The organism is Bifidobacterium jacchi (genome assembly GCF_009078285.1).
GTDB lineage: Bacteria > Actinomycetota > Actinomycetes > Actinomycetales > Bifidobacteriaceae > Bifidobacterium > Bifidobacterium jacchi.
In genome coordinates, this window is sequence record NZ_RQSP01000006.1 from 1 (window position 1) to 22,268 (window position 22,268).

General features: G+C 54.6%; 15 protein-coding genes. 5 read left to right on the plus strand and 10 right to left on the minus strand.

The window, feature by feature from the left end; translation table 11 throughout:
* Positions 1-274 precede the first annotated feature (274 nt).
* Entirely contained in the window at positions 275-3,031 is a 2,757-nt protein-coding gene (locus EHS19_RS02865; protein ID WP_151916300.1) for an ArnT family glycosyltransferase, read from the minus strand.
* Positions 3,032-3,477: 446 nt separating this feature from the next.
* Positions 3,478-3,876: a hypothetical protein gene (locus EHS19_RS02870; RefSeq protein WP_151916301.1), complete on the minus strand. Its 399-nt coding sequence runs from the start codon at positions 3,874-3,876 to the stop codon at positions 3,478-3,480.
* A 78-nt stretch (positions 3,877-3,954) separates the two neighbouring features.
* On the opposite strand from EHS19_RS02870, the gene EHS19_RS02875 reads away from it, so the two are divergent.
* Complete coding sequence (locus EHS19_RS02875) at positions 3,955-4,935, plus strand: Ltp family lipoprotein (protein ID WP_151916302.1); 981 nt, start codon at positions 3,955-3,957, stop codon at positions 4,933-4,935.
* A 101-nt stretch (positions 4,936-5,036) separates the two neighbouring features.
* Here EHS19_RS02875 and EHS19_RS02880 read toward each other — a convergent pair whose 3' ends face one another.
* The 4 genes from EHS19_RS02880 to EHS19_RS02895 all read right to left on the minus strand — a co-directional run bounded on the left by EHS19_RS02880 (position 5,037) and on the right by EHS19_RS02895 (position 10,832).
* Positions 5,037-6,551: a CAP domain-containing protein gene (locus EHS19_RS02880; RefSeq protein WP_151916303.1), complete on the minus strand. Its 1,515-nt coding sequence runs from the start codon at positions 6,549-6,551 to the stop codon at positions 5,037-5,039.
* Positions 6,552-6,690: 139 nt separating this feature from the next.
* On the minus strand, positions 6,691-7,671 hold the full coding sequence (locus tag EHS19_RS02885; RefSeq protein ID WP_241677041.1) for a L,D-transpeptidase family protein: 981 nt from the start codon (positions 7,669-7,671) through the stop codon (positions 6,691-6,693).
* Positions 7,672-7,781: 110 nt separating this feature from the next.
* Positions 7,782-9,416 carry a GH25 family lysozyme gene (locus EHS19_RS02890; protein ID WP_175578262.1) on the minus strand — a complete coding sequence of 545 codons (1,635 nt, stop codon included), beginning with the start codon at positions 9,414-9,416 and terminating at the stop codon, positions 7,782-7,784.
* Positions 9,417-9,749: 333 nt separating this feature from the next.
* Positions 9,750-10,832, minus strand: a complete 1,083-nt coding sequence (locus EHS19_RS02895) for a glycosyltransferase (RefSeq protein ID WP_241677047.1) — start codon at positions 10,830-10,832, stop codon at positions 9,750-9,752.
* A gap of 97 nt (positions 10,833-10,929) precedes the next feature.
* Here EHS19_RS02895 and rfbB point away from each other — a divergent pair, with 97 nt between their 5' ends.
* The 4 genes from rfbB to EHS19_RS02915 all read left to right on the plus strand — a co-directional run bounded on the left by rfbB (position 10,930) and on the right by EHS19_RS02915 (position 16,935).
* The gene (rfbB, locus tag EHS19_RS02900) at positions 10,930-11,949 is read left to right on the plus strand and encodes a dTDP-glucose 4,6-dehydratase (RefSeq protein ID WP_151916306.1); all 1,020 of its coding nucleotides are present in this window, start codon (positions 10,930-10,932) and stop codon (positions 11,947-11,949) included.
* Between the two features lie 188 nt (positions 11,950-12,137).
* The gene (locus EHS19_RS02905) at positions 12,138-13,787 is read left to right on the plus strand and encodes an RNA-binding domain-containing protein (RefSeq protein ID WP_241677042.1); all 1,650 of its coding nucleotides are present in this window, start codon (positions 12,138-12,140) and stop codon (positions 13,785-13,787) included.
* Positions 13,788-13,925: 138 nt separating this feature from the next.
* Entirely contained in the window at positions 13,926-15,380 is a 1,455-nt protein-coding gene (locus EHS19_RS02910; RefSeq protein WP_151916308.1) for a sugar nucleotide-binding protein, read from the plus strand.
* Positions 15,381-15,537: 157 nt separating this feature from the next.
* The gene (locus EHS19_RS02915; RefSeq protein WP_175578264.1) at positions 15,538-16,935 is read left to right on the plus strand and encodes a lipopolysaccharide biosynthesis protein; all 1,398 of its coding nucleotides are present in this window, start codon (positions 15,538-15,540) and stop codon (positions 16,933-16,935) included.
* A gap of 430 nt (positions 16,936-17,365) precedes the next feature.
* On the opposite strand, the gene EHS19_RS10670 is transcribed toward EHS19_RS02915, so the two are convergent.
* Genes EHS19_RS10670 through EHS19_RS02940 form a run of 4 tightly spaced genes read right to left on the minus strand, consistent with a single transcriptional unit; the run spans position 17,366 to position 21,748 of the window.
* On the minus strand, positions 17,366-18,151 hold the full coding sequence (locus tag EHS19_RS10670) for a hypothetical protein (RefSeq protein WP_175578265.1): 786 nt from the start codon (positions 18,149-18,151) through the stop codon (positions 17,366-17,368).
* Between the two features lie 56 nt (positions 18,152-18,207).
* The gene (locus EHS19_RS02930; protein ID WP_241677043.1) at positions 18,208-20,052 is read right to left on the minus strand and encodes an ABC transporter ATP-binding protein; all 1,845 of its coding nucleotides are present in this window, start codon (positions 20,050-20,052) and stop codon (positions 18,208-18,210) included.
* Between the two features lie 26 nt (positions 20,053-20,078).
* Complete coding sequence (locus tag EHS19_RS02935) at positions 20,079-21,077, minus strand: energy-coupling factor transporter transmembrane component T (RefSeq protein ID WP_151916311.1); 999 nt, start codon at positions 21,075-21,077, stop codon at positions 20,079-20,081.
* Positions 21,077-21,748, minus strand: coding sequence for an MptD family putative ECF transporter S component (locus EHS19_RS02940; RefSeq protein WP_151916312.1), 672 nt, complete (start codon positions 21,746-21,748; stop codon positions 21,077-21,079). Before EHS19_RS02940 ends, EHS19_RS02935 begins: the two co-directional genes overlap by 1 nt.
* Between the last annotated feature and the right edge of the window lie 520 nt (positions 21,749-22,268).

Genomic DNA, 22,268 nt, shown 5'->3' on the forward strand with positions numbered 1-22,268 from the left:
GCACATCTGCGACCTCGTCGCGTACTCCACGCCCTCGAACAACCACCTGCCCACCTGTTCCTCCCGTCGGTCGGTCAGGTGTTGCAACGATCACTGGAACCCGCCCATTGTTCCGGGGGGTGGAGAAGAAGGCCAAATCGCGAAGACCTAAGGCCCCGAATTTCAACTTTTATAGGAACCAACCGTGCAGTCCTAGCTTTCGTACGAAACTACTACCACCACACAAAAAACGCCTTGTCATGACACCAAATAACAATTCATCACAATGGCGCCTTCATCCTATGAAAGCTGGCGTGTTGTCAGCGTAATACAGCACAGAGTAAACGAAACCATCAAACAACAGCAGCAGAAACAGTACAGAACAGACCAAGATACCCGTCTGAGTCAGCACAGAACCCGAAGCTCTACAGCTCTCGCCGGCATGCGTCTTTTTTTGTCTGATTTCGTCGCTTGCAAACTCGACCACATTTTTGTCATTCACTCCGAATCGTTGGACGATCAGCCAAATAGCAATTAGAGCAAAGATACCAATCGCACACAAATAATATCGGCTACTGTAGCCGCCAAAACGACCATTTATGTAATAGGATGAGAAAACTGATCTTGCTTGATAGAGAAACACTATACACACACTTGAGATACCTATGCGCATATAGTCGATAAGCCTAGATCTTTTCATGGCAAATACCACAAAAGGTACAATAAGAATCATAATAACGGCAACGCGATCAAGAGAATACCACGGGTAATCTGGCTTATACACATAAACATGCCCGGTCAACATATGCCATGTACTGACAAAACTCTTCAAGAGCTGCATCACACTTTCCCATACACCCATATGAGTCCGAGCATCGATAGTCGTGTACATCGGACTATCGATGTATTCTCGCAATGCCAAGTTTTGAAATCCAGGTTGTATCGTGTGGTACTTCATATATAACGCGATAAAGTAACCAATCGGAATCACATATATGAGCCACGATGCATAGAACGACGGGCGACGCAACGCCTCCTTACCCCGTTTCTCTGCGACACAAGTATAAACAATCACCAAACAAGCGATTACCACAACAATCATGCCAGCCGTTAGTTTTGTCAACACGGTCGCACTGATCCCAACTGCTATCAAGACGTATGTCATAAGCCCGTATCTGCGTTCATAGAAACGTATAATTCCGAGAAGGAAAACCGCTACCGTAAGAATGGTCAGGGAATCATTGGTCACACCACTAATGCCATACACCATGTTGACAGGGGCGATTACGATCATCGCGAAAAGAAGATGCATCACAGGAAACTTAGGAATGCGCGTGAACCCAATGTAATATATAAGTGCAATGCCAGCAATACCGATAAGGAATGACATAAGACGCATGCGTTGCAAACTAAACGTCACAATATTGCCATTCAAATTGAATGGCGTCAGCAACATCATAATGCGATAATAGAGCGGCGGATGACCGAGGTAATTGAATCCAGCATCCTTGGTCAGGTCTATGTCAACATCCGTAAGAGCGTAGATCCGCATATTAGCGAATTCAGGCACGACGCCTCTGCCGGCACTCCCCGTTGCCAATGCTTCGACATAGCTAACATGAGCAGCCTCATCCGGAAAACCCTGTACCGAGGACATATAGATGAAGGCCTGAGCCGCTGCATACAGCATCATCGCAATGTAATCGAAGCCACATACCCACGAACGAATTTGAATGAATCGCGATCCGCCAAACAGCAGATTAACAATCAGTAGCAGGACACCAGCTATTACTATCATGGTTATGATTGCCTGATACGGTATGCCATTATATCCCACACTCAAATTCAGATAATCATTGGCTGACCAAGCAGGGGCATCCAGCTTCTGAACACTAGGCTTCAACAGTGTCGGATCTTGACCCTGCAGCGTTCCTTTCGTAAACAAAAGCGAAGGTGTCCCCTCGCTTGTTTTGCTCAGTTTCACCGATAGTATTGTTCCGTTGTAGCCATTGAGATTCATTGGAATGACTACATTCGAACGAGTCTCATCCATCATTGATGGAGTAATAATCCCGTCAAAGACAACTGACTGGTTCTTCTCAGCAGTGATATTCAGAAGATAACGATCCTTGAACTCATTGGCCGAAGCATAGAGTTTGTCATACGAGGGATTGGAACCTGATTCAGGGTCCGCTGGCCCTACGTTGTACGCAAGCGAAATCGGAAGCTTCACAAAACCTGCATGTTTTCCTTGAACAAGCAGCTTCTGTTCAATTAAATATTTGCCTTTTATGTTGAGAGAAGATGTGGAGTTAAAGGCAAAAGGCGTATTACGGCTAAAAGGCTGTTTCACAAGCCAGAGATTGGCCATAAAACCACACAGCAACAGACCAACAGCAACACCTGCAATAAATACTCTGATATTCAATTTCTTGAGCACAGAGAATCGCAGCAAAGCCACCACGTAAGCAATCAAAATCAGTGCAGCGATTAAAATTTTATACTCGGATCTGGCTTTCGCGATACGGCGTATAGAAGCCATTCGATCTGCACTCACTGTGAATGTCGTATTCCCCTCGGATGGGGTTCTCTTAGATTCAACTTCCCCGCCAGGAATTGAGACGAATGTATACCAAATACGGTTGTTCACCCTTACGCTGACATCTAAAGACCGCAGCGTTGCATTTGAGTCGTTCACCACTATAGCGAGCGTCGATGAATTCTGATTAAGTGGATCAAGAGCAATTGTTGCCGCGCCGGTCTGCACAAATGAATTCTGCGTAGCCTTCTCTGGAATACGACCGTCTTTGTCGAACATAAACGTAACTCGCGCGCCCGCTGCCGCTGAATCAAAGTTCGCACTGTAGCTGACATTAGTCGGAGTCAGGGGAATTAACACCAGCACAACCAGTGCAGTCGTGACAACTATAGTAGAGACGATACATGGGTGTGAACGAGACCAGGAACGCACCCATAAAAGCAATTTCCAAAGTGCTGCCCCGCCAGTTCCCGTATCGGTCCTGACAGAGTTGCCCGCTATCTGCTTGTCCATACACTTCCCTTGATTATCGTCATCCGTGATATGCATCTCTACCATATCGCGATCTCATCCCGCGACAAATCGCGCTTCGCCCTCTGAAGACACCAAACCGGCCAGCAATAACCCCTAACGCAAGAAAAAGAACAGTTGCAACCAAAGGCATCGTCATCCCTGCAGCATTGAAGAACACTATATAAGGGTTATCGAGATACTCGGCATACCAACAGGTAGCAAATACATATATAAAAGCATATACGAACAAACATGGCATTAATCCAACTTCGAAACCGTTTGAATCGGATGACCGTGAACCCAATCTCCTGCACAAACCTACTATGACAATACAGCAACCCATGAATGCAACAAACATCACTACCTTGTAAAACCACAATACTACCCAAGCAATAGACACAGCTTCCTTACTGGTAAAGTCAGAAACACCTGAAGCAGTAGGATCATCAATATTTATTTATGACATCGACATTTATCCCTGTTTCATAGATTATGCTCAGCCACATGCTAAAAGACTGATTCTTTGCAAGTCTATAATGATTTTTTGCCTGCGCATAATCAGGCAATGACTGGCTCATCAGCAGCCAGTCATCCGCCACCTGATCATATCTAAACCACATATGCGAAGTCAGCGACATCGTCAAGCGACCGATGGTTGCTAGCAGAACGCCCCACCATACCCATGTATTTATCGGAATTGGCTTAGCGCACACGAATGACATTAGATTCCTGAGCAATGAATCGCGAACTTTGGCTTTCATATGATGCGGCAAGCCTATAACCCCCTGTCGCGGTTCTACACTCTCATGGAGGTATTGTAGCCCTGCATTAAGAGAGCGTTCCATCGAATTTCAATTCGGGAATAGGATATCCCCATTGATATAATTGTAAATGGAAGTAAGGATAAAACTAAGGAGTATATTATGACTTCCAAATCACATAGCCTGCGACGAATACTCATAGCCGCATCTACAACTATCATTGCCTTTCCCACATTTATATCGTTTCCCTCCACTGCGGTCGCCGCCTCTTCAAACTCTGGAATTGCTATGTACCGCATGTATAACCGCAATTCCGGTGAGCATTTCTATACACGCAACGGAGCCGAGCGCGACATGCTTCGCACTAAAGGCTGGAAATATGAAGGCGTGGGATGGTATGCACCATCGTCTGGCGCTCCGGTGTATCGTCTGTACAATCGCAATGCTGGAGATCATCACTATACGCAAAATAGCGCTGAGCGAGACATGCTGGTACGCGTAGGGTGGAAATATGAAGGCATAGGCTGGTACTCCGGTGGTTCGATTCCTGTATATCGTCAATATAATCGACGCGCTCGCCGCGGTTCGCATAACTATACGACGAACAAAGCCGAAAACAACATGCTCGTGCAAGCAGGATGGAAAGCTGAAGGCATCGGCTGGTACGCGACAGGTCTTGGACACGGCGCAGGAAACAATGTGCCCACTGAATATCGCAATGCACTAGCCAAAGCCAAAGAATATAATTCATTCGCTCATTTCTCGAAGAAAAGGTTATACGAACAGCTCACCAGTCCATACGGTGAACAATTCTCCACTGCGGCAGCACAGTATGCGGTTGACAATCTCAAAGCCGACTATAAAGCCAACGCTCTAGTCAAAGCCAAAGACTATTCCCGCAACGCTCACATGTCCAAAGAGGGTATATATGACCAATTAGTCAGCGAATACGGAGAACAATTCACCTCAGCGGAAGCGAGATATGCCGTCGAAAACCTCAAAGCTGACTATAATGCTAATGCTTTAGCAACGGCACGGTCATATCAGGATCAACACCTTTCCAAGGCAAGCATATACGAACAACTCATATTCGAGAAGTTCACTTCAGCACAAGCACAATATGCTATCGATCATCTTAATTAATCATCTTAATTAATCATCTTAATTAATCATCTTAATTAATTGAGTTTGAATTGAGAATGGACATCCCTTCGATAGGGGATGTCCATTCTCAATTCAAAAGGTTACAAACTCTTCCAAGCAACACCCTCGCGTCGCCATCCTCGAGAGCCCACTAGCTGATACTCGTAGTAGTTGGTTGTATACACATGTTCACCGGAATTCGGATTGTACAAGCGATACACCGTGGTCGGAGCTGACGGTAGCACATACCATGCTATGCCCTCATTGCGCCACCCAAGATTTACCAGCATATCGTGTTCACGCTTGTTCATGGTCCAGTTATGGTTCCCGTTCCTGCGATTGTATTCGCGATATACCGGCTTGAGCCCCGAACCACCACGAGCAGCATTGAACGAGACTCCTTCGTAACGCCAACCTTTGGCTACCAGCATGTTCTTCTCAGCAGCATTCGTCGTATAGTGGTGCAAACCGGAACGACGATTGTACACGCGATATACAGGAACCTTAGACGCATTTATGACTCTGACTTTGAAACTAAAAGATTTCCCCTGTCCACTCACACGAATGGCAGCCTCGCCTGCTTTCTTCGCAGTAACCACATTGCCATTAGATACGCTCAATATCGCTGGATTCGTGGAACTCCAGGCACCACGGAATTGGTAATGACCGCTCAAATAGCGCAGCTTGACGACGCCAGCAACCCTGCGTCCGACCTCCAACGAACCTGGGATATTCGAATATACTCCTTTATTGAGCAATGCATCAGCAACATTAACCTCTACGGTTTTACGTCCGGTCCAGTTGGTAGCGGCTTGAGACTGGTTTATGACATTATCCGCTGCTTCACCTGCAAATGATGTGCCCCACTCCGGACTCTCACCTTGACCGAATCCATACCATCTTGCATCTGGATCGATAAGCTGAACATAATGTCCCGTCACTCCGTGCGACTTGCCTTCGACTTCTTTCAGATACTCTCCTTTTTCTGAAGCCCATAAATCCACAGCCTCGCTTGCATCGCTCACCCCCCAAGCGAGTATTTCGCGCCATGTCGAATCCTGCCCAAATGCCGCCGTAGACCAATCCTGCCCATTTGGTCGACTATGGCCAAGCTGATAATCGGCGGCTTCTACTGCACGCTGTACGGCAATGCGTTCAAGCGCATTCGACCATTTCGGAGACAAGTACTGCTGCTGCGACATACCCTTCAACAGAAGATACTTCGCTATAGTCACATACTTCGGCGAGTTCGTTGCTTCATCCCAGTATTGCACTTTTATTCTGCTATCCTTCAAAGCATCGCGGCGCCACTTGACCACTCCAGACAAAGCTTTGGCACGAACATCTTTTTGGTTCAGAACCACTGTTGTAAACACAGTCGTGCCACTACCCAAAGTTACGCCCAACACCGACGTCTTCTCGGTGTCTGCTCGTGGCTGAACACTAAGCACCTGTGGTTGGTCTTGCCGCACTGCGGGATCACCGTCCACAATTGAAGTGGGCGACGGCCCTCCCTCCTCTGCGGATGCCATCTGCACAGCTGCTGTCGAACCAAACAACAGTGCAACAGTTACCGTCAACCCTATAATTCTGCGACCTATTATCTGAACGTACATGATCCGCTCTCTTCCAGAAACAACATCATCCCACAATTGTTGACAAGATCAATTGTAATTCAGACACGACTATGACCTCGATTAAAGGGGCGGATATCAAATAAGATAATCGCCCCAATACCAACCAGACGGGTGAAACTCAGTGAATCCAGATCGGAGTACCGTTCGGAAGCTCGCGATAGAACCACTGCGCGTCCGGAATGCTGAGCCGCACACAGCCATGCGAGGCAGGGTGCCCGAGTTTGTTAGCTTCAGAGATTATATAGCGGCCATTCGCATCGGTCGGTACAGAGTGGAAAAGAAAGTCGCCATACCACTGCACCCAATAATTCGCACCCATCCCCTCATTTGGATTATAGAATGAGGCTCCGCGTCCAGTGACATAATATTTTCCGCGCGGTGTTGTATTCGCTACGCCTGTAGAGGCGATCATCGTATAGATAACACGGGGTCCGTTCTTGACATAAACACGCTGCTTCGCGATGGAAACTTCAATGTTCAGATCTACAACCTGATTAAGGTTCGGATAGGCGCCTCCCGAGGGACGCAAGTATTGAGGGACTGGCGCAGACTTGCCCGGTCCAATGCCATACCATGCGATACCCTCATCGCGCCAGCCTGCGCGCAGCAGCATGTTGCGCTCATTACCGTTCAGCGTATAGTTGTGAGTTCCGCGAACAGCTCGTGGATTATACTGCCGATACAATGGGTAGGCCCGGTTCCTATCCGCGGAATACCAACCTATTCCTTCATAGCGCCATCCCTGACGTACCAACATGTTACGCTCATTACCGTTCAGCGTGTAGTGGTGATCTCCGACATACGGATTATACAAGCGGTATACCGGATGCGCAGAACGTACCGGAGCCACCCATCCAATCCCCTCATATCGCCATCCGGCGTACACCAACTGGTTCCTCTCTATGCCGTTGGCCGTATAGAAATGCTCGCCGGAATTCGGATTATAAAGACGATACATATTCTGACGGCCCATTGAATCGGCATATGCTGTCTCCGAACCCCCAAAGCCGCAAGGCAGCACGCCAAACGTCATACCGATAGCAGCCGATATCCCAAGTGAGGCATATAACCGAAACTTCATACGCTTCATAACACTCATAATGACCCCTGCCCCTTTATTTCGTGAGTATATGCAGCCAAGTTCATTTTCATATTGTATTTCAGTCGTCTGACCATACTGCTGCTTCCAGGGGCTCAATGCTTACTTACTTATTCCAAGCTTTTCCATGCCACTCCCTCCATGTGCCAGCCCTTCGCACCGACTGCACGATATTCGTCATACGATGTGGTATACACATGTTCACCAGAATTCGGGTTATACAAACGATATACGTTACGAGTTCCCACATTGGGGGAATACCATGCCACGCCTTCATCCCTCCAGCCTCGTTTAACGAGGTTGCGATGCTCATACCAGTTCAACGTCCAATTATGCGTACCATTGTTCCTATTGTATTCGCGGTAGACCGGCATACCGCGTGTTGCTGCACTGAATGAAGTCGAGTTCTCCGCACGCCATCCAAGACGCACAAGAATACCCATCTCGCCTGCATTCGCCGTATAGTGGTGCAAACCGCTGTTACGGTTATAGACGCGGTAAATCGGCACGGCCTTGGCGGTCTCCTGCGCACCGGGACGCACGCCGAAAGCGCTCATGTCGACGTTGCCATCGATACCGGCGACACGGCCTTCGGACGTGTACTGCCAGCCGCGATTATCACTCGTCCAGCCGGTAAAGTGCATGCGCGCCGCGTACTGGCCAACCCAGGTCACGTTCTTCCAGATGCTTTTCGAAGCGAGCGGGCCGTTGAGGTATGACGTGTACGAGTAGAGGCTCAGGTTCGCGTACCCGTTCGCCTTCATTCGCGCGTACCAATTGTTCACGATCTTCTCGTATGCGGCAGGCGTGGTGGGCGGCGTGTGACCGGTCCAGGTCCACTGCTCCAAATCATAGAAGGCCGGATAACTCAAATCATTATTGCTCACACCAAGATCACGCAGCGTTTTGGCAAGGCTGTCTCCCTCATCGGCGGCAAACCGTTCATCGTAGGCGTACGAGTACCAGTACACGCCGAATGGAATGCCGAGCCGCTTGCATTCAGCGATATTGCGGCGCGCAGTGTCGTCCACATTGTCAATGCCGTAGCCAACACGGATGATCGCGCCCTCGACACCAGCCTTCTTGGCCGCGGTCCAGTCGATATTCGCGCCGTTGTAATACGAGACGTCCACCACACCCTTCGCGTGTTGGACCACTGGCTTGCCGTCGGAACCGAACATGGCTGGCGCACCATTATACGTGCCCCAGTATGCGCCGTACCTGTTGCCGCTCAATTGCGCTGCGCGCACACGATGCTCATCGCCTGTTCCGATTTCCGTCATCACAGCCGCACCTGTCACCGCCGCATCCGTCTCCGATGCATCGTCTGCAGCGGCTGAACTCTCGATCGCATCCCTCACCTCGGCAACGTCGACCGGAATGAACGACTTGCCATCAGTCTTCTCCAGCGGATCAGGAGGCGTATCAGCAGTGCCGACCAGCGCAGGATCGTTCACCGTGCGCCCGGTCGCAAGATCTTTGATCTCGCCGTCGCCGGTTGCCGCCAGATCACCCGAGACGACGGTCGCATCGTCGGGGATCGCCGCACTTACCGACTGCGGCAGTGCGACATCCGGGTTGTCGGGCATGGCATCGCCGGTCGCGTCGTTGTCGGAGACGACCGCTTTGCTTATGTGATATTGATTATCCGGCATCTGCGACTGCGCACCATACGCCACGTTCGTGGAGGTCAGCAATGAGGCGGTCACCGCGGCAGCAACCCCTATGCGAGCGGCCTTACGCATGTTGCGTGCCTTAACGCCACGCCATGAATCATGCAAATGTTTCACCATGAACCCCGTTCCTGTCCCCAGTCACGCCCTGCAGAAAAGTCAAAGTCAGCAACGATCAGTGCCAACAAATGTGATTATACTCGACGCGCCAATTACTCCCCTCGGTCGGGGAGGACTACACGGGGAGGACTACGCGACACAACGGCAAAAGGTAGAAAAACTGATATTACAACGCAACATGCCGTCGTATACGCTATGAGTCACTCCCAAACGCAAAGTATTGAAAGTCACTCGCATCTCTCTTTCACACACAAATACAGTGGAGCGACACCAGTCGGCGGATAATCATCTGGCCTTGCCCACTATCTTGCCGAGACGGTTAAGCATCCAAAACCATCGAATGCGAATCAGTGTCGCCAGAACCGACTGCTTGATCTCAAAGCGCGTAGTACGAATACGACGATCGCCAATAACCGGTTTAAACAACGGATCATTCAACAGTGTTCTAAACTGTTGGCGACGAACACTGTAGGAATTGGGATTCAATGGGTGAATCGGGCCAAGGACCGTGCAATATAACAGTTCCCAAAACACACGATACTGATATAGCTCATGCATATCCTTCCGTGTCGGGTAACATCTTTCGATGATTTCTCGATATGCCCGCAAAGTATGACGCACATCATCAATAAGATCAGGCCTATATCTGTGGCTCTCAGACTCCACGGACCACCGGTAATAGTATGAAATATAATCTACTTTCTTCGCCGCATGACAATACGAAAGCAATTCATAATTAAATACGACATCCTCCTCATGTTTAACATCAGAACGAAACTTCAATCCATGCTCTGTCAAAAACGACCTTCTGTAGATTTTCGCCCAAGGAGTAGGCATCGTTTTATGTGAAATTATGGGGACGTTCTTTTTGAAACGATTAATGCAGTCACTTTGGAGTTTCACCAAGCGATTCCCATGAATATACATGGAATCACCAAGATGATTCGCAGACTGGTCAGGAAGACGATCCATGAATTTCTCATAATCAAAATACACGATATCCACATCCGCTTCAGCGGTCTTATGAAAAACGTCCACAGCTTGGTCCGCGACGATATCATCGTTATCGACAAAACAGATCCATTCACCACTTGCCTGTTCAAGCGCGGCATTGCGAGCACATGTGATGCCCTGATTCTCTTGTGTGACCACATGAATGAACGGATAATTCCGCGAATAGGTTTCAAGCACCGCCCCACTGTTGTCCCGCGAACCATCATTCACGCATATGATTTCTATCGAACCATCATCCTGCTTGACAATGCTGTCCAAAGTTGCAGGTAGCTCTCTCTCTGCGTTGTACACCGGAATGAGGAAGCTTACAAAAGGCTCTTCGCCAGTCCTAGGAATACTCAATGATCTATTCACAGTCAATATGTTAATGCTCCTTACTCCCGAAACCGGCCGTTCCGCACATCCGACGGGCATTCTCTGCATTTCCCCGCGTGCCGGTAGGATGGGGCGCATGGCTGAAGAATTTGCTCCCAAGAACATCATTGTGACCGGTGGCTGCGGCTTCATCGGGTCCAACTTCGTGCACTATGTCTACAACAACCATCCTGACGTGCACATCACCGTGCTCGACGCTCTCACCTACGCGGGCAACCTGGAGAACATCAAATCGCTGATCGGCGACCGGGTCGAGTTCGTGCATGGCAACATCTGTGACGCCGAGCTGCTCGACCGACTTGTCCCCGGCCACGATGCGATCGTCCATTATGCGGCGGAATCGCATAACGACAATTCGATCGCCAATCCCGAACCGTTCCTCAAGACGAACGTCGAGGGCACGTTCCGACTGCTGGAGGCCGCACGCAAATACGACGTGCGCTACCATCACGTCTCCACCGACGAGGTGTACGGTGATCTCGCGCTCGATGATCCGCACAAGTTCACCGAGGAGACGCCCTACCACCCGTCCAGCCCCTACAGCTCCACCAAGGCGAGCTCCGATCTGCTCGTGCGCGCATGGCATCGCACGTTCGGCATTCGCACCACGATCTCCAACTGCTCGAACAACTACGGCCCGTACCAACACGTCGAAAAGTTCATTCCCCGCCAGATCACGAACATTCTCGACGGACTCAAGCCGAAGCTGTATGGCAACGGACTCAACGTCCGCGACTGGATCCACACCGACGACCACTCCACCGGCGTGTGGACGATCCTCACCAAGGGCCGCATCGGAGAAACGTATCTGATCGGCGCGAATGGCGAGCGCAACAATCTCACCGTGCTGCGCGACATCCTCACCGTGATGGGCAAGGATCCGGACGATTTCGAATGGGTCAAGGACCGTCCCGGCCACGACCGCCGCTATGCGATCGACTCCACCAAGCTGCAGAAGGAGCTCGGCTGGAAGCCGACGCACACCGACTTCCAGAAGGGTCTGGAGAAGACCATCGCATGGTACACCGAAAACCGTGCCTGGTGGGAGCCCGCAAAGGCAGCCACCGAAGCGCGCTACAAGGCGCAGGGCCAGTGATCGAAAGGACCGCCCACATGTTGTGGGCGGTCCTGAGCATTCCCAAGATAAACCCTTGCCCGACATGCCACGCGAGGCCATGTTGGGAGTATTGAGTGCTCACAAACAGCCACTAGATTTGCCTGATGCAGTGGATAAATCTGACTGATGAGGAGGTGATCATAGTGTCCTACTCTCAGAATGAACTTATGTCAATTCTGAACACATTGGTCTCAGGGTGGGAGAACGAGGTCGTCGAGTTCAAGGAGGCCAACGAGAACTACTCCACGCAGGATATCGGCAAGTATTTCTCGGCGTTGTCCAATGAAGCGAATCTGCGCCAGGTCGAGTCGGCTTGGCTGGTGTTCGGCGTGAAGAACAAGTCCCGTGCGATTGTGGGCACGTCTTATGGCCGGGACCCTGAGCGTCTGCAGCAGTTGAAGATGCAGATCACACGGGACACTGAGCCGCGTTCCTCATTCAGGGAAATCCATGAGCTCAACACGCCTGAAGGCCGTGTGCTCATGTTCGAGATTCCCCCGGCGCCTATAGGCATGCCTGTCTCGTGGCAGGGATATTTCCATGGTCGTAGTGGCGAGAGTCTGGTCGCGCTGAGCGTCAACAAACTGGATGTCATCCGCGGTGAGAGCTCGTTGAATGATTGGAGCGCCCAGACGGTTCCCGACGCGTCGCTGGACGATCTGGATCCCGAGGCGGTTCGTTATGCTAGGGAGTCGTTTCTCAAGGCGCATGCGAACCGCTTTTCTCCCGAAGAAGTCTCGAAATGGAGTGACAGGGAATTCCTGAACCGCGCCCGTGTGACGCGTGATGGTGCCGTCACGCGTACCGCGCTTCTGCTGCTCGGCAAAGAAGAATCGGTGGACAAGCTTCCGACCGGCATGTACGAAATGACTTGGAAGCTGGTCGGGCAGGAGAGTGCCTACGAGCATTTCGGGTTGCCTTTCATGCTGACCACCACCCGGCTGTACAGCCGTATCCGCAATATCCAGATCCGCCTATTGTCTCCCGGGACTCTTCTGCAACAAGAGGTCTCGAAATATGATGAGCAATCAGTGCTTGAGGCATTGCATAACTGCATCGCCCATCAGGATTACCGTCGTCCGGCCCGGATTCTGGTCACGGAACATCCGGACAAGCTCACGTTCGACAGTTGTGGTTCGTTCTTCGAGGGGGTTCCGGACGATTATGTGCTAGGGGACAAATCCCCCGACCGCTACCGCAATCCATTCCTTGTTCGTGCCATGAGCGAGCTGTACATGATCGACCGTATGGGGTATGGCATCAAGCGCATGAACGAGGTGCAGGCGAAACGATACCTGCCATTGCCGGACTATGATTTAAGCGACCCAGAGAAGGTGCGTCTCACCATGTACGGCGGGGTGGTCGACCCGGAGTACACCCGACTGCTGCTTAGCAACACGAATCTGTCGTTGCCTGATGTCCTGGCTCTGGATCGTGTGCAGAAGCATATGGAGATTCCGAATGAAGCGGCCTTTCGCTTGCGAAAAGCGAAATTGATCGTTGGGCGTAAACCTCGACTCCGCGTTGCTTCTGCTGTCGCTGCGGCTACAGGCACTAGGGCGGACTTCATACGTGCTCATAGTCAGGACGACATGTTTTATCGACGCCTTGTGGAGCAGTATCTTAGGACCTTCGACACAGCGACACGCTCTGATATCAATGAGCTCCTGATTCCCAAACTTGGCGAGGAGCTTTCCGATAGAGAAAAACAGCGCAAAGTCGATAACCTGCTCACCGCGATGAGGAGAGAAGGTGCTATCGTCAACACGGGATCGCGAAAGTACTCGGAATGGCGGCTTGTGGATAAAGGAGATTAGACGGCTTTCTTTCTGCTGCTTTCTGCAGTAACCAGAAAGCAGCAGAAAGAAAGCCGTCTGCCGCAGTGAAGGAAACGTTGGAATTTCAACATTCTTATTTTCTTCTGCCGGAAATAAGAAAGAAAGGAAAAATGACTCATGGCATTTGAGTTCGAGAAGGAACTGAAGGTCACGGAGACGAACATTCCGGGACTGCTGGTGTTTGATCTGCCCGTGCACGGCGACAATCGCGGCTGGTTCAAGGAGAACTGGCAGCGCGCGAAGATGACCGCGCTTGGGTTGCCGGACTTCGGGCCCGTGCAGAACAACATCTCATTCAACGCCGTCAAAGGCGTAACGCGCGGCATTCACGCCGAACCGTGGGACAAGTATATTTCGATCGCATCCGGTGAGATCTTCGGCGCGTGGGTTGACCTGCGCCCCGGCGACACGTTCGGCCAGGTGTATACGACCCGCCTCGACCCGTCACGCGCAATCTACGTGCCACGCGGCGTGGGCAACAGCTTTCAGGCTTTGGAAGACAAGACCGTGTACACGTATCTCGTGAACGCGCACTGGTCTCTGGAGCAGAAGAAGACGTACACGTTCGTCAACCTCGCCGACCCGGAACTCAACATCCAGTGGCCTATCCCCCTGTCCGAATCGGAGCGTTCCGAAGCCGATCTGCATCATCCAATGCTCAAGGACGCCAAGCCGATGGAGCCGAAGCGCACACTGGTGACCGGCTGTTACGGGCAGCTCGGCCACGCGATTCGCGAATACGCCGAAGCCCACGGTCTGGTCGGATTCGAGTACCACGACATCGACACGTTCGACTTCTCTGATCCGGCAGCATACGATCAGTTCGACTGGGACCTGTACGGCACGATCATCAACGCAGGCGCCTTCACCGCTGTTGACAAAGCCGAAACCGCCGAAGGCCGCCCGATCGCATGGAAGGCGAACGCGACCGGCCCGGCGCTGCTCGCCCGCGTAGCCCGTGAGCATCACATCACGCTCGTGCACATCAGCTCCGACTACGTATTCGACGGCACCGCTGAACAGCACACTGAGACCGAGGCGTTCGCGCCGCTCGGCGTGTACGGACAGACCAAGGCCGCCGGCGACATCGCCGTAGCAAACGCGCCGCAGCATTATATTCTGCGCTCGTCGTGGGTGATCGGCGAAGGACACAACTTCGTCAAGACCATGATGATGCTCTCGAACCGCGTGGCGGACCCCGCCGACGCGCTGAATCAGGTGACCGTGGTCAACGATCAATTCGGCCGGCTTACCTTTACGCGCGACATGGCCGAAGCGATCTTCCACCTGCTCGACTCTCATGCGCCCTACGGCACCTACAATCTCACCGGCTCCGGCACAGTCAAATCCTGGGCCGACATCGCCGCCGCCGTATTCGAGCAGACGAACGGCAACGGCGACAAGGTCAAGCCGATCACGACCGCCCAGTATTTCGCCAATGCAAAGAACCCCGTCTCGCCGCGACCGGTGCATTCCGCGCTTGACCTCACCAAGATCGAAACTGCCGGATACACGCCCGACGACTGGGAGGAGAGTCTGAAGACCTATGTGGCGCGCGAACTCGCCAAGTAGCTTCTTTTGGGTTTCCTGCGGCCGTGCGTAGTGTATTCGCTTCGCGCGGCCGCAATCATTCTTCAAAAAGAAATCTCATCTCTCAGGTATCGGGATATCAGGATCAGGCATGCGCAGAGGACTCGTACTCAATCTCATCAGCAACATCGTGTTCTTCGTGAGCGGTTACGCGCTCCACTTCTTCCTCGGCAACACGATGCCGCCGGCAAGCTATGGCGTAGTCGGCACCATCATCACCGTGCTTGATTTCGAGTACATGTTCATCAGCAACGGCGCCAGGCAATCCATCGCCAGCGAAATCTCCCGCCGCCGATACGCGTTGCGCGACGTGATCGTGAAAACGCTTGCTTTCCAGCTGCTGCTCGTTGCCTTCTTCTTCTGCGTGAACTTCTTTGGCGCGCCATTATTCGGATACATATTCAACGACGCCTCACTCGACTTCTACTTCCGTGTGGCCGGTTTTCTCGTCGTCATCAACGGCATGTTCACGCTGCTGCTCGGCATCAACGATGGCCTTCAACGATTCGGCACAAGCGCGCTACTTGGAGTGTTCTATCCGATTGCCAAACTCGGCACCATTCCACTGATCATCTTCGGATTCCGAGACGATCCAGTATTAGGTGTTGAGATCGGCTTCATGCTGTCCGTACTTATCACGATCATCCTCGGCTGCATATTGCTGTTCATTCGACGCCGTCAGATGCGCGAGATCATCCCCGTCACCAACGAACGACTCCCATTCTCGCATGTGGCGAAGCATACGCTGAGCTTCTCGTTCTTCTTCATCATGGTGTCGTTGGTGCTCAGCGTCGACACGCTGATCGTCAAAGCCGTGGTGATGCCCGCATCAATGGCCGGCTATTACACCGGCGCGATGAACTTCGGCAAAATTGCCTACAATATGCTGCAGGCATTCGTGACTGTTATTTTGCCAATTGTCGCCAAACTAGTAAGTGAGGGACGACGAGATGCAGCAATGCAACGCACCAGTGAACTGCTGTTGATCGCCTTCGCGTTCATACTGCCGATCTCCGTGATCATTTCGGCCACGAGCGGCGACTTGCTGGCTGCGTTCTACAGCCCATCATTCGATGCCGCTTCAGCTGCACTGTCTTGTCTGGCATTTTCCAATTTCTTCATGGGCATTACAGTGATTCTCAACATGGTGCTTAATTCGTTTGGCAGCAGCCGTTTTTCAGATGGATTATCAATTGCATCATTAATTGTGGCAATTCCTATATTCATTGCAGGAGCGACATACTTCGGTATCACCGGCATAGCAGTGGCGAGCGTATCGTGCACGGGATTGGCGATGCTGGTGTCGTTCGCGCGCACATATGCGAAGGTCGGTCGGGTGATACTCGGCAAGACGTGGGCCGTGATCGTGGTGAATGCCGTGATGTGGATTGCCGTACGCATTGCTGCCAGTATGATCGGCATTACGAACCTGCTCGCGTTGGGTGGAGTGTACGTGGTGGTGTATGCCGCGTATGTCGCCGTGCTGTTCGCACTGCGTATCATCACCGTCACCGACGTGAAGTCTCTCGGCAAGTAACACCTCCCAAGGTTTCCGCAATACACAGTTTCCGCAATACACATAGGTCGCCATCAATCTAGGCAAAAACAGAATCTCAAAGCATGCACGCCCACTTGCGTACATGCCGATCGCAGCTTGACTCACAGCCACCACACTTTCTCCGCGCTTTCGCCGCACAGCACCGAAATGCAGAAAAATGCGCAAACTGACATTTTTTTGCGCAAAAAAATGTCGGATTTCGCACTTTTCTGCGCAAATCAGGTCTTCGGTGAGACGAACGGCATCGTCAGCGTGCCGCTTTATGCCGCGTGGGCACTGGATGCGCTAATGCGGGCGCGGTCAGCGTCGCGTGTGTGACATGCCGCTTGTGTGAGACCGCTTGCCGACCGTGTGACGCGCTGCTCGCCGTGCGCGTCACACGGCGATAGGGGCGGCGGTAGGGGCGGGGTCAGCGGGAGTGACCGGAGCGGGCAGCCGGAGCGACTGGCAGACCGTGGAGGGATCGGACGATGGCGGCCCAGGCGCGTTGGTCGCCGTGGGCGGGGCCGGTGGCGTCGCACATGGTGGGGTACCACATGCGGTGGCGCAGGCGCGCCGACGCGCCAGTGCCGCGCAGCAGCCTGCGTTCGCTGGAACCGTACTGGAAATGCAGGTGGGCGAGCAGTCCGCCGCTGGCGTAGGCGGAGCGCTCGGGCATCGGGTCCATCGCGATCAGCACGGCGAACGGGCAGCCGGCCGGCGCGTCGCTCGCCCGAAAGACATAGCACGGCTTGCCTTCGAGTCCCTTGTCGATCACATACGCCAGCACATAGTCGAACCGTCCCAGCGAAACATCACCGGGACCGAACCATTCCAGCGAAAACCCGGTGCGTCGAGAGGCGCCGCTCCGATCGCCCGCCTCGGAATGCTCTGCCGCAACCGCCGAATCCACCGGCGAGCCCGCCGCCGCAGCCTTCACAAACGTGCCCTGCGCTCCCAGCGGCTCGATATGCCACCGGACCACAGCCGTGCGATTCTCGCGGCTCGCGGTGCGGCACGCCCAGCGCCAGAAGCGCCGCATGCTCCCGCCGAACAGCAGCCGCATGACCGCGAACACGGACCGGCCCCCGCGCATCGCCTGCTCGCTGTCTCGCCACGCCCGCTCCAGCTCCGGCTCGCGCCCGTCGATCAGCCGCTCGAAGCTGATCCAGTCTCCCAGCCACTCGTCCGGCGTGAAACCAGTCGTTGTGCCCATTGTTCGCTCGCTTCCGTTATCGCTTCCGTTGCTGACTTACCTGTACGCTGCCTGCACTACGTGTCGGCTTCCGCGCAGGCATCCAACGCGGTGCCCAACGCGGCATCCGCTTCGGCATCCAGATTGATGATGCGGTCGCACCAGAGGGCGGCGAGCTCCTCGTCGTGGGTGACGACCAGTACCGCGTGCCCGCCGTCGGCCAAGCGGCGCAGCAGCGCGCCCACCTGCATCATGTGCAGACGGTCGAGTCCGCTGGTCGGCTCATCCAGCACGATCAGCTCCTTGCCGCACATCAGCGCCGATCCGATCGCCAGCCGCTGCTTCTGCCCGCCCGAAAGGCTCATCGGATGCCGCTCGGCAAACGGCAGCAAGTCAAGCGCCGCGAGCACCTCGTCGGCGAGTTTGCCGAGCGTGGCGGGCGACTTGCGCGCCGATCGGCTGCCTCCATCATCACCATCGCCGGCGCCGAGCAGCAGCTCCTCGCGCGTGCTGTCGGCGAACAGCTGATAGTTGACGTCCTGCATGACCAGGAAACCGGCGCGCGTCAACGCCGCGGCGCGAGCCGGGCGGCCGTGCAGCAGCACGCGCCCGGCAAGCGGCTTGGCAAGGCCGCACAGGGTGCGCACCAGCGTCGATTTGCCGGCGCCGTTGTGGCCCATCAGTCCGACGATCTCGCCGCCGTAGAGCGCAAAATCGGCGATATCGCGGCGGAACGTTCCGGTTTTGCCGGGATTGCTGCCGCCGCCGATTCGAGCATCGACGGCACCAGCGCGATCGGCACCGTTTGCTGGAGCGGTGACGTTAGCGGCAGCGGTACCGGTACTGGCGGCGGCGCGATCGGCGCGTCGGCCGAACTGGAATCGCCGACGATACCCGATCGCGAGACCGCGCGTTTCGATGATCACCGGGGAGGAGGGGGCCGCCGGCGCGTCGGCACCGATGCGATGTTGCATCGCCGCCCCCACGGTCTTGCTGCGCACGATCTCGCGATACGGTGCCATATCCAACGCCCGCAATCCTTGCGATTCCAGCCATTGCTGCGGTTTGGCGCAAAATTCGGCGGCGGTATAGTCGCCGATGATCGTGCCGTGATCGAACAGCACGAACCGGTCGGCCAGATCGGTGCACCATGCGAGACGATGTTCGGCGATCACGACGGTCACGCCATCGTGCTTCAGCTCGGCGATCATGTCGTGCAGATCGCACATCGCGCGCGCATCGAGATTGCTGGTCGGCTCGTCGAGCACCATGAGTCGTGGATTGAGCATGGTGGCCGCGGCGACCGCCAGACGTTGTTTTTCGCCGCCGGACAGTCTGAACACGCTGCGATCCAGCAGATGCTCGATGCCAAATCGGCGCGAGACTTCGGCGACGCGCGCACGAATCCGCTCGGACGGACATCCCATGTTTTCGCACGGAAACGCGAGCTCCGACGTGGTGTCCGCGTTGAAATACTGGGTTTTCGGATTCTGGAAAACGCTGCCGACGAGCGGCACGTACGCTTCGATCGGCGGGGCGGCGGGCGGAGTCGCCGCGGTCTCGGCCTCTCCCCCAGTCAGCTGCGCTGGCAGACCGGTCATCACAGGGGATCCGACGGGCGGCTCGCCACCAGTCGTCTCTGCCGACAGGCCGCAGACGCGTTGTTCGCCGGTCAGCTCACCGGAGTAGAAGTTGGGAATCAGCCCGTTGAGCAGTCGCGTGACCGTGGTTTTGCCGCAGCCGCTCTGCCCGCTCAACACGACGACTTCGCCGGGGTTGATATTTAGGTTGACGTTGGCGAGCGCGTCGCCGCCGGGGTGGTAGTGGAATGTCGTATTGCGCAGCATCACCACCGGTTCGGCGGCGATTGCAGTAAGGGAATCATTCGCAGTAGCGGAATCGATCACAGTGCGGTCATTCACGGTGTGGTCGTTCACAGTGTGGTCGTTCACAGCACGCCTCCGATCGACAGGGCCAGCAGTGTGGTGCAGACCAGCATCCACAGCCAGTCGTACCAGCGCATGCGAATCGTCGTCATGCAGGTGTGCTCGCCGCGCACGCCCAATCCCTTGGTGAGCGCGGCGACCGACAGATCGCGCGACACCACCGTCGCATTCATCAGCAGCGGCACAAGAATGAACTCCAGCGACTGCGCCGGATGCCGTACCAGCGCGAAGCGGCCGGCTGCAATGCCACGCAACGCCATCGCCTCGCGAATCCGCCGATAATCATGCGCGATCGTCGGAAAGAAGCGAATCACCACCATGCAGGGAATCACCACCGCCTCCGGTACGCGCAGCCGGCGCATCGCCGTGACGAATTCGCTGACCGATGTGGTCGTGAACGCGTACGCACCGGTGATCAGGCACGGCAGCATCATGCGCAATCCGACGGACAGCAGACCGGCGGCATGAATCCAGACCGATGCGGCACCAGCCGAGCTCGCTGCGCCGGCAGCGGCATCGCCACCAGTCGCGAGGACGGCACCGACCGAACCGCTTGAGGCTCCCGAAGCGCCGGAACCACTCAGCGACGCGACATCCGACCATAATCCCAATCCAAGCAATGCCGCATACAGCACGGCAAGTCGCAGCCCCGCGCGCCAACGGCCGGCTGCGAACAGCGGCAGCAGAAACAGCGCGACCATGATCGCCTCACCGCGCGCATCCACATGGAAGAACAGCAGCAGATTGGCGAGCAACAGCAGGTACAGCTTGGCGCGCGGGTCGAGAATCAGCCGGGGTTGTGCAGCGGCGGACTCTGCGGAAGACGCTGCGGAAGACGCTGCGGCGGCACCGGACTCGGGCGCAGCAGCCCCGGATATGGCGGCTGACGCAGGCGTAGACGCAGCAGCCCCGGGCTCAGCGGGCGCAACGGGTGCGCCCGGCTGCGCGATTGTTGCGGTCGCGCCTCCCCTCACGCTGCCGGATTCGGCACGATACGCCATCAGGCGATGCCGGCCTTGACGAAATGCTTCTTCAGCAGTCGCTGCCCGAACCAGCCGCCGACCAGCGCGCACACGAGAATCGCGCCCATCGCAAGGAAGAACGAGCCGGTGCTGATCTGCGAAAACAGATTGTCGATGTATGCCGCGTCCTTGCCGCGCGCCTTGAGCGAGGCAACGTAGGCGTCCTTCATGAACCACAGCGGCAGAATCGGACCGGTCAGGCCGTAGCAGAACACGACGTAGCCGATCAGGATCGTAACGCGGTTCTTGTAGCGGCCGATGCGCGCAATGAGATCGCCCAGCACGGGGAAGATCAGACTTGCAACGAACGACAGCACGAAGTGGCCGGAGACGAACAGGAACAGGCCGATCACGATGCCCATCACGGTGATCGCGCCGAATTTGCCGATGCGCGCGACCGCAAGCATGAACACCGGGCCGCAGATCAGCGCGGCGACGGCGGGCAGGAAGATCGTGCCCGCGCCGGCGACGAGAGTGCTGATAAGCGTGGCGACGCACACGCACACGAAGTACAGCGCGGTGAACACGCCGATCGAAATGAGGTCGGGGACGGTGAGTTTGGTGGATTTGGCTGGGTTTGCTGCCGTATTGGATGACTTGGAAGACTTGGAAGACTTGGATGATGCCGATGCGGGGCGATTGGTTGCCATGGAGGGACTCCGGTTCTACTTCTATTGCTTCTATTGCGGCGGACGACGACGGATCGATACTGAACCGCAACGGACCGCGACTGGACACACTTGTTCCCAATGTATCGGGCATCAGCGCGCGACACAATACCCCCGAAGTGCCCCCCTCATGGTGTTTGCGAATCAACTTGGGCGCACGCCGTTCGCGGCACCGTTCATTGCCAACCATTCACGCCCAATCATTCACGGCACACCGTTTGCGGCAATGGCATGTTGGTTGCCAATTAGCAACCAGTCAGCAGCTAGTGTCCTGCGTCAGAAATTCATTGACGAATTCACTACCCCTCAGTCCCGCTTCGCGGGCCAGCTCGTCCTGCAATTATGGACGCGCTTCTCGCGCGCATCCTGCTGGCTCGACTGTCGTCGAGCAACGTTGCCTACAAACAGCTCTGCTGTTTGTCTAACGGCAACGGTCCTGCAAGCATGGACGCGCTCCGCGCGCAGCATGCCTGCTCGCCGGTCGGCTCGCACAGCACCTACA